Here is a 15243-nt window from a genome sequence, read left to right on the forward strand (position 1 = left end):
TCGTAATGAATTACGTATGTTCACTCAGAGACTTGGTATTCATTTTTCGTCTTGCGACGTTAAGAATCCATGTCACTTTGAGTGCCCACACAGATTGTCTGATAAATTGTTAAAGAGCAGTACCGCTTCGCTTTTTCGCTGCGGCGCGGGGTGTGCATATTACGCTTTCCCGCTTCAGAGTCAAGCGTTTATTTCGCTTTTCTCTGCTGACCCGGCGGCGTGTGTGCCGTTGTTCCGTGTCAGTGGAGGCGCATTATAGGGAGTAATTCCGAAGCTGCAAGGATAAAGTGAAAATTATTTACTGACTGCTCACTTTCCAGGCGAAACGCATCCCAGACCTCAATTTTCGCCTGGTTTTTAAACAAAAACGAGCCGCAAGCGGCTCGTTTTTGCGTTTTGTGACTTACTGCACTGCCACAATACGATCGTGGTTGGCTTCCAGACGGATAACTTTGCCCGGAATCAGTTCTCCGGAGAGGATCTGCTGCGCCAGCGGGTTTTCGATCTGCTGCTGAATAGCACGTTTCAGTGGACGCGCACCATAAACCGGATCGTAACCATTCTCGCTCAGCAGCTTCAGCGCATCGTCAGAGATGTGAATTTCATATCCACGCTCTTCCAGACGTTTGTACAGACGCTGCAGCTGGATCTGCGCAATCGACGCAATGTGTTTCTCACCCAGAGGATGGAATACCACCACTTCGTCAATACGGTTAATGAACTCCGGACGGAAGTTATGGCTCACCACACCGAGCACCAGATCCTTCATATGGCTGTAGTCAAGTTCACCGAAACGTTCCTGAATCAAATCGGAACCCAGGTTCGAGGTCATGATGACGACCGTATTACGGAAATCGACCGTTCTCCCCTGCCCGTCTGTCAGACGACCATCATCCAGCACCTGAAGCAGGATGTTGAACACATCCGGATGCGCTTTTTCCACCTCATCCAGCAGGATGACGGAATAAGGACGCCGGCGCACCGCTTCGGTCAGGTAGCCGCCCTCTTCATAACCAACATATCCCGGAGGTGCACCGACCAGGCGCGAGACGGAGTGTTTCTCCATGAACTCGGACATGTCGATACGCACCATCGCATCGTCGCTGTCGAACATAAAGTTTGCCAGCGCTTTACACAGTTCGGTTTTACCGACACCGGTCGGCCCCAGGAACAGGAACGAACCGATCGGGCGATTTGGATCGGAAAGCCCAGCACGGCTACGGCGAATAGCGTTGGAGACCGCTTCAACCGCCTCGTCCTGACCAATCACCCGCTGATGCAGATCCTGCTCCATACGCAGTAGCTTATCGCGTTCGCTTTCCATCATGCGCGCCACCGGAATACCGGTCCAGCGAGCGAGCACTTCGGCAATTTCGGCATCCGTAACTTTATTACGTAACAGACGCATGGTTTTGCCTTCAGACTGCGTGGCGATCTCAAGCTGTTTCTCCAGCTCAGGGATTTTGCCGTACTGCAGTTCAGACATACGTGCCAGGTCACCCACACGGCGAGCCTGCTCAATGGCAATTTTGGCCTGTTCGAGTTCCGCTTTAATGGTCTGCGTGCCAGAGAGGGAGGCTTTCTCGGCTTTCCACTCTTCTTCCAGCTCAGAATACTGGCGCTCTTTATCGTCCAGCTCTTCATTGAGCATATCCAGGCGTTTCTTACTGGCTTCATCAGACTCTTTTTTCAGCGCCTGCTGTTCCAGCTTGAGCTGAATGATGCGGCGGTCGAGTCGGTCCAGTTCTTCCGGCTTCGAGTCAATCTGCATACGAATGCTCGACGCCGCTTCATCGATCAGGTCGATTGCTTTATCAGGCAACTGACGATCGGCGATATACCGATGCGAAAGCGTCGCCGCCGCAACGATGGCCGGGTCAGTAATTTGCACATGGTGGTGCAGTTCATAACGCTCTTTCAGACCACGCAGGATCGCGATGGTATCTTCAACGCTTGGCTCGGCAACAAACACCTTCTGGAAGCGACGTTCCAGAGCGGCATCTTTCTCAATGTACTGACGATACTCATCAAGCGTAGTGGCACCGACACAGTGAAGTTCACCACGCGCCAGCGCAGGTTTCAGCATGTTCCCGGCATCCATTGCGCCGTCAGCTTTACCGGCCCCGACCATGGTGTGCAGTTCGTCGATAAACAGAATGACGTTGCCTTCCTGTTTTGCCAGGTCATTAAGCACGCCTTTCAAACGCTCTTCAAACTCACCGCGGTATTTCGCACCGGCCACCAGCGCGCCCATATCCAGCGCCAGTACGCGGCGGCCTTTCAACCCTTCCGGCACTTCACCGTTTACGATACGCTGCGCAAGCCCTTCAACGATGGCGGTTTTACCGACCCCCGGCTCACCAATCAGTACCGGGTTGTTTTTGGTACGACGCTGCAGTACCTGAATCGTACGGCGGATCTCTTCGTCACGGCCGATAACCGGGTCAAGTTTGCCCTGCTCGGCACGTTCGGTCAGATCGACCGTAAATTTCTTCAAAGCCTGACGTTGGTCTTCGGCTCCCTGATCGTTCACGCTTTCACCTCCGCGCATTTTCTCAATCGCCTGAGTCACATTGGCGGTGGTTGCACCGGCAGATTTCAGCAGGTCGGTCAAGGTACCGCGTGATTCAAGCGCCGCCAGAACAAAGAGCTCCGACGAAATAAAGTTGTCCCCACGTTTTTGCGCCAGCTTGTCGCAAAGGTTCAGCACGCGAACCAGATCCTGAGACGGCTGCACATCGCCGCCGGTACCTTCTACCTGCGGTAAACGGCTCAGCGCCTGATCGATAGCGGTGCGTAACTGGCCAGCATTAATGCCAGCAGACGTTAATAAAGGATGTACCGATCCCCCTTCCTGATTCAGCAAGGCGCTCATTAAATGAAGAGGTTCGATGAATTGGTTGTCGTGCCCCAGTGCAAGGGACTGGGCATCGGCGAGAGCAAGCTGGAATTTATTAGTAAGACGATCCAGACGCATAACTCCTCCCATAACAGGTCAAATTTGCTACTGGAGATTAAATGAGGTCATCCCTCAATTATTCAAGGTTAATGACCTGAATTATGTGAAAAGAAAACGGCACGTGCCGGATCGTCTTGATTCTTTAGGTTATATCAGCCAAATGAAACTTGCCATACGACCCGTCGTCTTGTCGCGGCGATAGGAGAAAAAATCATCCTTTTCGGTGAACGTACAGCGATCGCCGCCGAATATCTGCGTTACGCCAATATTATTCAGACGCTGGCGGGCAAGCTGGTAAATATCCGCCAGATATTTTTCCCCGGCAGGCAGGAAGGCCTCAATGGCTTGCGGATCTTTTTCCATGAATGCTTCGCGAACCTCCGGCCCCACTTCAAAAGCACGAGGGCCAATCGCCGGACCTAGCCAGGCCATGATATTGGCGGGATCATCATTGAAGCAGGCGACGGTCTCTTCCAGCACGCCCTCGCATAAGCCACGCCAGCCCGCGTGCGCTGCTGCTACCTCCGTACCGGCACGGTTACAAAACAGAACCGGCAGACAATCGGCGGTCATTACGGCACAAACCGTGCCCGGCGTATTACTGTAAGAAGCATCGGCGCGTTTGGAAGCGTAAGGTTCTCCCGTCAGCTTCAGTACCGCTTTGCCGTGAACCTGCTCCAGCCAAACCGGCTTCGACGGCAGATTTCCCGCAGCAAACAGACGCGTGCGGTTCTCTTCAACGTGTTCCAGGCTATCGCCGCAGTGTGCGCCGAGGTTTAAAGACTCCCACGCGCCCTGGCTCACGCCGCCAATACGGGTCGAACTACAGGCGGCCACGCCTGCAGGCAGCGGCCACTCCGGGACAATCAGTTTGGTCATAACCAGTCCACTTGATCCTTATGTTCTTCGAAATCGGCACGCATGGCGTCAATGAGTTCCACCATATCCTGCGGGATAGGCGCATGCCATTCCATCTGGATACCACTGATCGGGTGATAAAGACGCAGCATGGTCGCGTGCAGCGCCTGACGATCGAATTTACGCAGTACGCTGATGAACTCATCCGACGCGCCTTTTGGCGGACGCGGACGACCGCCGTACACCTGATCCCCCACCAGCGGATGGGTAATGTGCGCCATGTGAACGCGGATCTGGTGAGTACGACCGGTTTCCAGGCGCAGGCGCAGGCGGGTATGAATACGGAAGTGCTCCATAATGCGATAGTGCGTCACCGCCGGTTTACCCATCGGATGCACCGACATATGGGTACGTTTCGTCGGGTGACGGCTGATCGGCTCTTCTACCGTGCCGCCAGCGGTCATGTGTCCAATCGCCACCGCTTCATATTCGCGAGTAATCTCACGCAGCTGCAGCGACTCCACCAGACGGGTCTGAGCGGGAACGGTCTTCGCCACCACCATCAGGCCGGTAGTGTCTTTATCCAGACGGTGAACGATACCTGCACGTGGGACATCCGCAATCGGCGGATAATAATGAAGAAGTGCGTTAAGTACCGTACCGTCTGGATTCCCTGCGCCCGGATGAACAACCAGGTCGCGCGGCTTGTTGATCACCAGAATGTCATCATCTTCATAGACGATGTCCAGTGGGATATCCTGCGGCTCGAAGCGGATTTCCTCTTCGATTTCAGCATTGATGGCAACAGCTTCCCCACCAAACACTTTCTCTTTTGGTTTGTCCCAGATCTTGCCGTTTACCAGCACGCGCTGGTCAAGGATCCATTCTTTTATGCGTGAACGCGAATAATCAGGGAACAATTCGGCCAAAGCCTGATCTAAGCGTTGACCGAGCTGATTTTCGGAGACTGTTGCGGTGAGTTCTACTCGTTGTGCCATAAACTGCTTCTTTGTTTAACGTTGGGTTTTACGGCTTTGCCGTTTAATATAGTGTGCTATTGTAGCTGGTCTTAATCGGGAGCAGGAACAGAGTTTCTCCCGGACAAACATTTGAGGAAAGTCAAAACGTCATGACGCGCATGAAATATCTGGTGGCAGCGGCCACGTTGAGCCTGGCTTTGGTGGGCTGCTCCGGTTCGAATGAACAGGTCCCTGACAATCCGCCGAATGAAATCTATGCGACTGCACAACAAAAGTTGCAGGACGGTAACTGGAAACAGGCGATAACGCAACTGGAAGCGTTGGATAATCGCTATCCATTTGGTCCGTATTCGCAGCAGGTACAGTTAGATCTTATCTACGCCTACTACAAAAATGCCGATCTGCCGCTGGCTCAGGCAACTATCGATCGTTTCATGCGTCTGAACCCGACTCATCCTAACATCGACTACGTCATGTACATGCGCGGCCTGACCAACATGGCGCTGGACGACAGCGCCCTGCAGGGCTTCTTCGGCGTAGATCGCTCCGACCGTGACCCGCAGCATGCGCGCGACGCCTTCAATGACTTCTCCAAGCTGGTGCGCGGCTATCCGAACAGTCAGTACGTGACCGACGCCACCAAACGTCTGGTGTTCCTGAAAGATCGTCTGGCGAAATATGAGTACTCCGTTGCGGAATACTATACCCGCCGTGGCGCATGGGTTGCCGTGGTTAACCGCGTAGAAGGTATGCTGCGTGATTACCCGGATACTCAGGCTACGCGTGACGGCCTGAAGCTGATGGAAAATGCTTACCGTCAGATGCAGATGACCGCTCAGGCTGAAAAAGTGGCGAAAATCATCGCCGCGAACAGCAGCAACACGTGATATCGCTTCAATGCAAAACGGCAGCCCGAAGGCTGCCGTTTTTTTATTCAATTCAGACATCCGCTGAAGCGCTTTAGCCTCAACACATCCCGTCAACTATGACCGTAATTCGTACCTTCCACAAGGTAAATCTCATCTCTTCCTGCCTTGCCTCACAAAAAAGATTCCCTGACAAAAACCGACAAAATAACGTGATCTAAATCACACATTTTGACATTAGGTTGGGTATGCTGGAATCACCAAGACGGAAAGACAAGAGGTAAAATTTATGACAATGAACATTACCAGTAAACAAATGGAAATTACTCCGGCAATTCGCCAGCACGTCGCAGACCGTCTCGCCAAACTGGATAAATGGCAAACACATTTGATTAATCCACATATCATCCTGTCCAAGGAGCCCCAGGGTTTCATCGCTGACGCAACTATCAATACTCCAAACGGCCATCTGGTCGCCAGCGCAAAACATGAGGATATGTACACCGCTATTAACGATTTGATCAACAAGCTGGAACGGCAGCTCAATAAAGTGCAACACAAAGGTGAAGCCCGTCGCGCCGCAACGTCGGTGAAAGACGCCAGCTTCGCGGAAGAAGTTGAAGAAGAGTAATCCTTTAAATTGAGTGTACCGCCAACGCGCCTTCGGGCGCGTTTTTTATTGACAGGGTGAAAACAGTACGGGTACTTTAACGGTATCAATCACAGGATGACTTTATGAAACTTACGCCGTTCTTCTTCGCATTCTTTTTTACCTTCCCCTGAACGGGAGGCGTTTCGTCGTGTGATAAAGAATGCGAAGACGAACAACAAGGCCTCCCACACCGGGGGGCCTTTTTTATTGATAACGATAAAATGAGACAGGCAACACTATGACACCGGAAAACCCGTTACTGGATCTGCGAGTAAAAATCAGCGCGCTGGATGAAAAATTACTGGCGCTGCTGGCCGAACGTCGCGCCCTCGCCGTTGAAGTGGGCAAAGCCAAGCTGGACTCCCATCGTCCGGTCCGTGACATCGACCGCGAGCGGGATCTGCTGGAACGTCTCATCCAGCTCGGCAAAGCGCATCACCTCGATGCCCACTACATCACCCGGCTGTTCCAGCTCATCATCGAAGATTCCGTTCTGACCCAGCAAGCGCTACTCCAGCAGCATCTCAATAAAACCAACCCGCACTCGGCGCGCATCGCCTTCCTTGGGCCTAAAGGCTCCTACTCTCATCTGGCCGCACGCCAGTATGCCGCACGTCATTTTGAAGAGTTTATTGAAAGCGGCTGCGCAAAATTCGCCGATATTTTTAACCAGGTTGAGACCGGCCAGGCGGATTACGCCGTGGTGCCGATTGAAAACACCAGTTCCGGTGCCATCAACGACGTCTACGATCTACTGCAGCATACCAGCCTGTCGCTGGTCGGCGAGCTGACGATCCCTATAGATCACTGCGTGCTGGTCTCCGGTTCAACGGACCTGAACACGATCGAAACGGTCTACAGCCATCCGCAGCCTTTCCAGCAGTGTAGCCAGTTCCTGAACCGCTATCCGAACTGGAAAATTGAGTACACCGAAAGCACCTCGGCGGCAATGGAAAAAGTAGCGCAAGCTAACTCCCCAACCGTTGCTGCGCTCGGCAGCGAAGCGGGCGGCGCGCTGTATGGCTTACAGGTTCTGGAACGCAATCTTGCTAACCAGACGCAAAACATCACCCGCTTCGTGGTGCTGGCCCGCAAGGCAATCAACGTGTCAGACCAGGTGCCGGCGAAAACCACGCTGCTGATGGCGACCGGCCAGCAGGCGGGCGCGCTGGTAGAAGCCCTGCTGGTGCTGCGCAACCACAATTTGATCATGACCAGGCTGGAATCACGCCCAATCCACGGTAATCCATGGGAAGAGATGTTTTACCTCGATATCCAGGCCAACCTGGAATCTGCATCCATGCAGAAAGCCCTGCGCGAACTGGGTGAAATTACCCGTTCAATGAAAGTGCTGGGCTGCTATCCGAGCGAAAACGTCGTCCCGGTCGATCCAAGCTAGCATTCGATAAAACGGCTTTTCTTCATCCCTGCCACATTAACCGGCAGGGTGAAGACGGCTCCGGAAAGCGGATACTTCGCCACCTCCTCCGCATCCATATTTTCCCGCGTGGTGGTAATGAACAGCGTTTTCATATCATCGCCGCCAAAGCAGACCATCGTCGGGCAACGCACCGGCATGCGGTATTCTTCCAGTTGCTCCCCTTGTGGAGAAAAACGCGCGATACGCCAGCCGTCAAACAGCGCGCTCCAGTAGCAGCCTTCCACATCCATCGCCGCACCGTCCGGTATCCCCTCGCCCTCTTTAAACTGACGAAACACCTCACGCCTGCCGGGTTCACCCTGTTCATCAAGCGGGGTACGGAAGATCACACCGTTGGGCGTGTCTGAGGTAAACATCCACTGCTTATCCGGGCTAAACGCCAGGCCGTTGTGCCCGTGGATATCGCACTGGATCACTTTCGGCGTCAGGTCGTTGTCGATGCGCATCAGCAGGGCGCCGTTGTAATCTCCCGGCCCCCAGAACGTGCCCGCATAGAAGCGGCCCTGGTGGTCGGTGCCCCCATCATTAAAACGTGCGAGCTGCGGGTTAGAGGGGTTATCACACACCTTGCGCTGCAGGAGCCCATGCTTATCGGCAAGCCAGATGCCGTTGCGCATAGCGACGATAAAACCGCCTCGCTCACGCAGGGCAAAGCAGCCCACCTCTTCGTGGAAGGAAAGCACGGTATGTTCCGCCGTCGGCAGGTGGTAGCGGTGGATCTCCCCTTCCAGAATATCCGCCCAGTAAAGCGCATTTTCTTCTGCGCTCCACGTCGGGCATTCGGGCAGATGCCCGGTGTAGTTCAACAGCAGCTGCGGTTCAGCCATGACAGTTCCCCAAAATGAAAAAAGCCAGCATTGCTGGCTTTCAGTATATACATCATTGGATTACTGGCGACTGTCATTTGCCTGGCGCAACAGCGTGCGGCTTTCACTCTGGAAACGCGTGGCGTAATCGCCGAACCAGTGCTCCACTTTGCGGAAGCTGTCGATAAACGCCCGCTTGTCTCCGTGCTCCAGCAGCGTAATGGCTTCGCCAAAGCGCTGATAGTAGCGCTTGATCAGCGCCAGGTTATTTTCAGACGACATGATGATGTCGGCGTAAAGCTGGGGATCCTGCGCAAACAGACGCCCGACCATCGCCAGCTCAAGACGATAGATGGGTGAAGAGAGCGCCAGCAGCTGTTCAAGCTGCACGTTCTCTTCCGCCAGATGCAGGCCGTAGGCAAAGGTCGCAAAGTGGCGCAGCGCCTGAATGAACGCCATGTTCTGATCGTGCTCGACCGCGCTGATGCGGTGCAGCCTCGCGCCCCAGACCTGAATCTGTTCCAGGAACCATTGATAGGCTTCAGGCTGACGGCCGTCGCAGTAAACCACCACCTGCTTCGCCAGGCTGCCGCTGTCCGGGCCAAACATCGGGTGCAGCCCCAGCACCGGGCCCGTATGCGCAGCCAGCATCGCCTGCAGAGGACCGTTTTTAACGGAAGCCAGATCCACCAGAATGCAGTCTTTTGGTAAAGGAGGAAGCTTCCCGATGATCTGCTCCGTCACGTGGATCGGCACGCTGACGATAACCATTCCGGCATCTTTCATCAGTTCCGGTGCTTGTGCCCAGTCCTCTTTTTCCAGAATGCGCACCTGATAGCCAGAAAGCGTCAGCATTTTCTCGAACAGACGCCCCATCTGCCCTGCTCCGCCAACAATCACCACCGGACGCAGGGACGGACAGAGGGTTTTAAAGCCCTTGTCGTTTTCGCTGGAATAGGATTCCCGCATCACGCGACGCAGAACATCTTCAATCAAATCCGGCGAAACGCCCAGCGCCTGCGCCTCTTTACGACGGGAGGCCAGCATTGAGGCTTCGCGCTCCGGGACGTAAATCGGCAGGCCGTATTTGCTTTTCACCTCACCGACTTCGGCAACAAGCGCCATGCGGCGCGCCAGCAGGTCCAGCAGCGCCTTATCCACTTCATCAATTTGATCGCGCAGTGCGGTCAATTCAGCAACCATAACTACCCTCTTAAACCAGACGCGTCGCCAACTGGCCGCTTAAATCTTTATGGATCTCACGCAGCAGCGCATCGGTGGTTTCCCAGCTGATGCAGGCATCCGTCACGGAGACGCCGTGCTTCATCGCGCTGCGCGGCTGTTCTGATGACTGATTACCTTCATGAATGTTGCTCTCAATCATCAGGCCGATAATCGAACGGTTTCCGTCTTTGATCTGTGCGACCACGGATTCCGCAACCGCTGGCTGGCGACGGTAATCTTTATTCGAATTACCATGACTGCAATCTACCATCAGTGCCGGACGCAGTCCCGCCTGTTCCATCTCTTTTTCACACTGCGCCACGTCCGCCGGGCTGTAGTTTGGCGCTTTACCGCCGCGCAGGATCACATGACCGTCCGGGTTGCCCTGCGTTTGCAGCAGGCACACCTGGCCCGCCTGGTTGATCCCAACAAAGCGGTGCGGCATGGCGGCTGCGCGCATGGCGTTGATCGCCGTCGCCAGGCTGCCATCGGTACCGTTTTTAAAGCCAACCGGCATCGACAGCCCAGACGCCATCTCACGGTGGGTTTGCGATTCAGTCGTACGCGCACCAATTGCGGACCAGCTAAACAGATCGCCAAGGTATTGCGGGCTGTTTGGATCCAGCGCTTCGGTTGCCAGCGGCAGCCCCATGCTGACCAGTTCCACCAGCAGGCGACGCGCAATCTTCAGGCCTGCTTCCACATCAAACGAGCCATCCATGTGCGGATCGTTGATCAATCCTTTCCAGCCAACCGTCGTGCGTGGCTTTTCAAAATAGACGCGCATCACCAGATAGAGGCTATCGCTGACCTCCTCCGCTAATGCTTTAAATCGACGCGCATACTCAATGGCGGTTTCAGGATCGTGAATAGAGCAAGGACCACAAACCACCAGCAGGCGCGGATCGCGGCCGGCGATAATGTCAGAAATGGTCTGGCGAGAGTGCTCGATCTGAGCCTCCTGCGCGGCGCTCAGCGGAAACTCCGCTTTCAGTTGATCCGGGGTAATCAAAACCTGTTCGTCAGTGATATGAACGTTGTTCAGCGCGTCTTTTTGCATGATAGCGATCCTGTAAAGCTCGTTTGCGATAGTTGTTTTCCTCAGTGAGGTGAAACCACGATACCATAAAAAGTAAACATTTCAATCCAAAATACGTACACATTAGTTTACATTGGCACAATAAAGGCAAAAATCAGCCGCTAAAATCGTAAAGTTTAAATTACACCCTAAATTTCTCCCGCCAGGCTATGCTGAAGAAAAAGGAGAAGGGTTATGCGATCGATTGCTTTCGTCCTGCTGTCGCTGTTTTTATCGGGCTGTCAGATTAATCCTTACACTTTCCAGCCCAACTGGACGAGCCCGGACTGGTTCAGCGCGGGTAAAGAAGACGCCATAAATGGCCTGCCGGTTAAAGATAACCAGACCCTGGCCGATAGTTTTAACGCCCCCCACATCGATCGTAATGAATATCTTCGCGGCTATGCTGATGGTCAGAAGAAAGTGTGTGAAGAAGGCTTTATTCATGCATGGGGATTAGCGGGCAAATCTTATCCAGCCAGTTGTGATACTGTTGAAAATGCAGCGAAACTGCATGCGTCATGGCAAAAAGGAATGGATGAAAGTATGCGTTCCAGCAGGCTTAATTAAGTCTGCTTTTATTCTTTGGAAAATAAACAACTGTAGGATTTAGCTTAGGTCAGCCATGGGCTATTTCTGACATAATGACGGTTCTGATAAACAATGGTATTCTGCCCGCAACTCTTAAGGACATCTATTTCCGGAGCGGTACGGCGGATTCTGGTGAGAAATTTATACTTGAACTCTTTGTTCCGACTCACTCTGGTGCTAATGCTGTTCCTTATGGTGGGCCCGGCGATGGCAGGCGCGCTCTCGGAGACAGATAAATCGGTACGTTCTATTGTCTCAGGCATAGTGAGCTATACGCGATGGCCGTCGCTTTCCGGTCAGCCTAAACTCTGCATCTATGCCACTTCTCACTATACGCACGCGCTCAGCGAAGACCAGGGGCATAACGAGTTACCTTATACCCCCGTTATTGTACGTAACGATCGGGAAGCCCTGGCCGCGACATGCGATGCTGTTTATTTCGGGACTGAACCACCTGCGAAACAACTTGAATTAATAAGTCAATATCAGGGCAGAGCATTGCTATTAATCTCAGAGCAAAATCCGGAATGTGTTATTGGCAGCGCCTTTTGCCTGATAATCGATCGTGGCCAGGTGCGATTTTCCGTCAATCTGGATGCGTTGACACGCAGTGGCGTCAGGGTTAACCCGGATGTATTGATGCTTGCACGGAATAAGCAGCATGGATAAAGATTTCATCTCGACGCAGCGTCCGACCTTTAAAAGAACGCTGAGGCGAAACAGCATGATAAGCGTCATCATCACAATGACGTTAATATGGCTGTTGCTCTGTTTTGCCTCGGTCGTAACATTAAAACAATACGCGCAAAAAAATCTCGAATTAACCGGCGCCACAATGAGCCACAGCCTTGAAGCCTCTCTGGTTTTCAACGATTCACTGGCGGCCAACGAAACGCTCGCTGCGCTGGGTAAGCAGGGGCAGTTTGCCGTAGCAGAAGTCATCAACGGGCATAAAAAGCGCTTTGCCTACTGGTCCTGGAACCCGAAGGATAATAACGACACGCTGGGGGCGCTGGTCAGCCGCTGGCTTTTCCCCGTTCCGGTTGCGCAGCCCATCCTGCACAACGGCGCGAAGATAGGTGAAATACGTCTTACCGCGCGTGACAGCCTTATCAGCCATTTCATCTGGATGTCGTTTGCCGTCCTCACCGGCTGTATTCTTTTTGCAACCGTCGTCGCACTCACCATTACCCAGTCTCTGCACCGCGGCATGGTCACTGCGCTGCAAAATATCACCGACGTTGTGCATGACGTCCGCACCAATCGCAACTTTTCCCGTCGGGTGAAAGATGGGCGCATTGAAGAATTCCATCAGTTTGGAGAAGACTTCAACAGCCTGCTGGACGAGATGGAGGAGTGGCAGCTTAAGCTCCAGGCGAAAAACGCTCAGCTGCTTCGTACCGCCATGCACGACCCGCTCACCGGTCTTGCTAACCGCGCTGCGTTTCGTAACAGTATTGCGGCATTAATGAATGACCCCTCGGCAAAAACAAACTCGGCCCTGCTCTTCCTCGACGGTGATAATTTTAAGTTTATTAACGACACCTGGGGACACGCGGCAGGAGACTGCGTGCTGATTGAAGTCGCCAGCAGGATGGTGGAATTTGGCGATAAACGCCATCAGTCCTACCGCCTTGGCGGTGACGAATTTGCCATGGTGCTGTACGGGGTGCATTCTGAACCAGAGGTTCAACACATTTGTGCTGCGCTAGCGCAGCAGTTTATCCGTCCGTTTGATCTGCACAACGGACAAAAAGCATCGATGTCACTCAGCATTGGCTTTGCTCTGGCGTGGGAAAATGCTTCCGTGGAAGCATTACTGGAGAGGGCTGACCGCAACATGTACCAGGTTAAAAACCAGCGTACGAAAACAATAAGTTAGAAAGGATACACTATGTTAAAACGTTACTTCGCGCCGTTAGTTATGGCCTCACTGGTTCTGGCAGGCTGTCAGTCGCCGCCCCAGGGCAAATTTACTCCTGAGCAAATCGCGGCGATGAAGTCATACGGTTTTAACGAACTGAACGGCGACTGGTCGCTTGGTATGTCGGACACCATCCTCTTTGATAAGAATGACGCCAGACTGCGTCCGGAAAGTGAAACACAGATCCAGTCCATGGCCTCTCGTCTGGCGAAAACTGGCCTGAATCACGCGCGAATGGACGGTCATACCGATAATTACGGTGAAGCAAGCTACAACGAAGCCCTGTCGTTAAAACGCGCCAATGCCGTGGCCGACGCCTGGGCGAAAGGCGCGAATATCCCGCGCAGCAATCTCTCCACCCGGGGATTAGGCCAAAAATATCCGATTGCGAGCAACAGCACTGCACAAGGGCGCGCTGAAAACCGCCGGGTGTCAGTGGTTATCAGCGCGCCATAGGATTATTTAGCGGATGATTCGGTGAGCGACACGCCTGTTGCCGCTCGCCAGCGCAGCCAGTCAATCAGAACAAACAGCGCCAGACTCACGCCCATCACCGGCAAAGCCAGCCCCAGCAGTGCGCTGATGACCACGGTAGCACCTCTTCCCCACCCTGACAGCGCCAGCCAGCTCTGAGTAAGCGTCTGCACCGGATTCATTGCCGACTGTGCCGGACGACGCATCCACCACATCCGGTATCCCCAGATGATAAGCACGCACAGGGCAAGGCCGAAAGCAACGAGCAGCAGCTGATTCACCAGCCCGAATAAGATCCCCATATGGAAATCCACGCCCCAGCGGGTCAGTTTTGCCATGAGCGGGAAATCCTCGAATCGGGTTCTGTCGAGGATCTGCATCGTACCGGGATCAACCGCAACGGCGTCCACCTGAGTCGGCCAGCTGCGGTCGATCTCCGTCACTGTCCATGCGCGATCCATTGTTTTCGCCGGGCGGATCTCCAGCCTGTTGGCATCAATCCCCGCTTTACGCGCCGCGCTCAACACGCCGTCAAACCGCGTCAGATCCATCGCCATTTCCGGCATCACCATTCCGCCGTGATGGCCACGGTGTTCGGCATGTTCATCCACGACCTCATGTTGGCCGGATAGCGTCGTGTTCACCTGCGGGGTGAGCCAGTTCATCTCTGCACGCAGCTTATCCACGTTCCCGCCCGCCCACTGGGACCAGGTCAGGCCGGTTGCAGAGAAGAGCAGCATGCCCCCCAGTAATATCCATCCGAGCGTCACATGCACCCGACGGCGGTTCTGGAAGCGATTGTTAATCCGGCGTTTTGGTCGGGTATAAAACCACAGGGCAATCCCTCCCAGTGCGGCCACCCACATCCAGGAAGCGGCCAGTTCGCTATAGAGCCGCCCAATATCGCCCAGCATCAGAGAGGTATGCAGATAATCAATGGTCTGACGCAGCGGTAAAATCCCGCTGGTACCGTACACCGTCATATCCCCCAGCACCGTGAGGCTTACCGGATCGATAAAGATTGCCCGGTTTTCCGAGGGCCCCAGCGTCGGGTCCGCAAACATCACGCGGGTGGTTTCACCTTCAACCAGCCCCGGGCGAACGGCGTGCAAACGCAAATCTGAGCCAACGGCCTTTTCCGCCGTGGCGATTTGTTCCGCCAGCGGCTTCGGTTCGCCCACGGAATTCGTGTGGAGCGCGTCCCGGTAGAGCGCATTCTCGAGCTGCGGGGTCGCCACGTACAGCGTACCGGTCAGCGCGGCGAAGAAGATAAACGGGCCGACAAATAGCCCGACGTAGAAATGGAGGCGACGCAGCAGGTTTCCCCATGCCGCGCGCGGAGTGCAGGTAGTCATACATTTCCTTTTTAAGGCAAAAAGTTATCGATTGA

15 protein-coding genes and 1 other annotated feature are annotated in these 15243 nt (G+C 54.0%); of the genes, 8 read left to right on the plus strand and 7 right to left on the minus strand.

What is annotated here, in order from left to right; genetic code table 11:
• Positions 1–403: 403 nt before the first annotated feature.
• The 3 genes from clpB to rluD form a co-directional block, all read right to left on the minus strand.
• Positions 404–2977 (minus strand): ATP-dependent chaperone ClpB, encoded by a 2574-nt coding sequence (gene clpB / locus ACMWL8_RS12595; protein ID WP_045260855.1) that lies wholly within the window; start codon positions 2975–2977, stop codon positions 404–406.
• Between the two features lie 129 nt (positions 2978–3106).
• Complete coding sequence (yfiH, locus tag ACMWL8_RS12600) at positions 3107–3838, minus strand: purine nucleoside phosphorylase YfiH (protein ID WP_045260856.1); 732 nt, start codon at positions 3836–3838, stop codon at positions 3107–3109.
• A complete protein-coding gene (gene rluD, locus ACMWL8_RS12605) occupies positions 3835–4815 on the minus strand; it encodes a 23S rRNA pseudouridine(1911/1915/1917) synthase RluD (RefSeq protein WP_028014116.1) in 981 nt (326 codons plus the stop codon). The genes yfiH and rluD overlap by 4 nt, the downstream gene beginning before the upstream one ends.
• A 131-nt stretch (positions 4816–4946) precedes the next feature.
• On the opposite strand from rluD, the gene bamD reads away from it, so the two are divergent.
• The 4 genes from bamD (at position 4947) to pheA (ending at position 7714) form a co-directional block, all read left to right on the plus strand.
• Positions 4947–5684 (plus strand): outer membrane protein assembly factor BamD, encoded by a 738-nt coding sequence (gene bamD, locus ACMWL8_RS12610; RefSeq protein WP_023308867.1) that lies wholly within the window; start codon positions 4947–4949, stop codon positions 5682–5684.
• Between the two features lie 268 nt (positions 5685–5952).
• Entirely contained in the window at positions 5953–6294 is a 342-nt protein-coding gene (gene raiA, locus ACMWL8_RS12615) for a ribosome-associated translation inhibitor RaiA (protein ID WP_003863162.1), read from the plus strand.
• A gap of 103 nt (positions 6295–6397) precedes the next feature.
• Positions 6398–6523 (plus strand) — a sequence feature (Phe leader region).
• A complete protein-coding gene (gene pheL, locus ACMWL8_RS12620) occupies positions 6399–6446 on the plus strand; it encodes a pheA operon leader peptide PheL (protein ID WP_100249759.1) in 48 nt (15 codons plus the stop codon). (Overlaps the previous feature by 48 nt.)
• Positions 6524–6553: 30 nt before the next feature.
• Positions 6554–7714 carry a bifunctional chorismate mutase/prephenate dehydratase gene (gene pheA / locus ACMWL8_RS12625; protein ID WP_028014117.1) on the plus strand — a complete coding sequence of 387 codons (1161 nt, stop codon included), beginning with the start codon at positions 6554–6556 and terminating at the stop codon, positions 7712–7714.
• Here pheA and ACMWL8_RS12630 read toward each other — a convergent pair.
• The 3 genes from ACMWL8_RS12630 to aroF are packed head-to-tail and all read right to left on the minus strand — an operon-like array spanning position 7711 to position 10846.
• Positions 7711–8583, minus strand: a complete 873-nt coding sequence (locus ACMWL8_RS12630) for an SMP-30/gluconolactonase/LRE family protein (RefSeq protein WP_028014118.1) — start codon at positions 8581–8583, stop codon at positions 7711–7713. The two genes, pheA and ACMWL8_RS12630, sit on opposite strands and share 4 nt — an antisense overlap.
• 60 nt (positions 8584–8643) lie before the next feature.
• The gene (gene tyrA / locus ACMWL8_RS12635; RefSeq protein WP_045260857.1) at positions 8644–9765 is read right to left on the minus strand and encodes a bifunctional chorismate mutase/prephenate dehydrogenase; all 1122 of its coding nucleotides are present in this window, start codon (positions 9763–9765) and stop codon (positions 8644–8646) included.
• 10 nt (positions 9766–9775) lie between these two features.
• Complete coding sequence (aroF, locus tag ACMWL8_RS12640) at positions 9776–10846, minus strand: 3-deoxy-7-phosphoheptulonate synthase AroF (protein ID WP_045260858.1); 1071 nt, start codon at positions 10844–10846, stop codon at positions 9776–9778.
• Positions 10847–11059: 213 nt separating this feature from the next.
• On the opposite strand from aroF, the gene ACMWL8_RS12645 reads away from it, so the two are divergent.
• The 4 genes from ACMWL8_RS12645 to ACMWL8_RS12660 all read left to right on the plus strand — a co-directional run bounded on the left by ACMWL8_RS12645 (position 11060) and on the right by ACMWL8_RS12660 (position 13835).
• Positions 11060–11434, plus strand: a complete 375-nt coding sequence (locus ACMWL8_RS12645; protein WP_045260859.1) for a DUF2799 domain-containing protein — start codon at positions 11060–11062, stop codon at positions 11432–11434.
• Between the two features lie 228 nt (positions 11435–11662).
• On the plus strand, positions 11663–12124 hold the full coding sequence (locus ACMWL8_RS12650) for a YfiR family protein (RefSeq protein ID WP_370529584.1): 462 nt from the start codon (positions 11663–11665) through the stop codon (positions 12122–12124).
• Positions 12117–13337 (plus strand): diguanylate cyclase DgcN, encoded by a 1221-nt coding sequence (dgcN, locus tag ACMWL8_RS12655; RefSeq protein WP_045260861.1) that lies wholly within the window; start codon positions 12117–12119, stop codon positions 13335–13337. The genes ACMWL8_RS12650 and dgcN overlap by 8 nt, the downstream gene beginning before the upstream one ends.
• Positions 13338–13349: 12 nt before the next feature.
• Complete coding sequence (locus ACMWL8_RS12660) at positions 13350–13835, plus strand: OmpA family protein (protein ID WP_045260862.1); 486 nt, start codon at positions 13350–13352, stop codon at positions 13833–13835.
• Between the two features lie 2 nt (positions 13836–13837).
• Here the strand turns inward: ACMWL8_RS12660 and ACMWL8_RS12665 are convergent, their stop codons facing one another.
• Positions 13838–15208 carry a PepSY-associated TM helix domain-containing protein gene (locus tag ACMWL8_RS12665; RefSeq protein ID WP_045260863.1) on the minus strand — a complete coding sequence of 457 codons (1371 nt, stop codon included), beginning with the start codon at positions 15206–15208 and terminating at the stop codon, positions 13838–13840.
• Between the last annotated feature and the right edge of the window lie 35 nt (positions 15209–15243).

Source organism: Enterobacter sp. 04-C-12-SI-ECC, assembly GCF_047530715.1.
Taxonomy (GTDB): Bacteria; Pseudomonadota; Gammaproteobacteria; order Enterobacterales; family Enterobacteriaceae; genus Enterobacter; species Enterobacter bugandensis.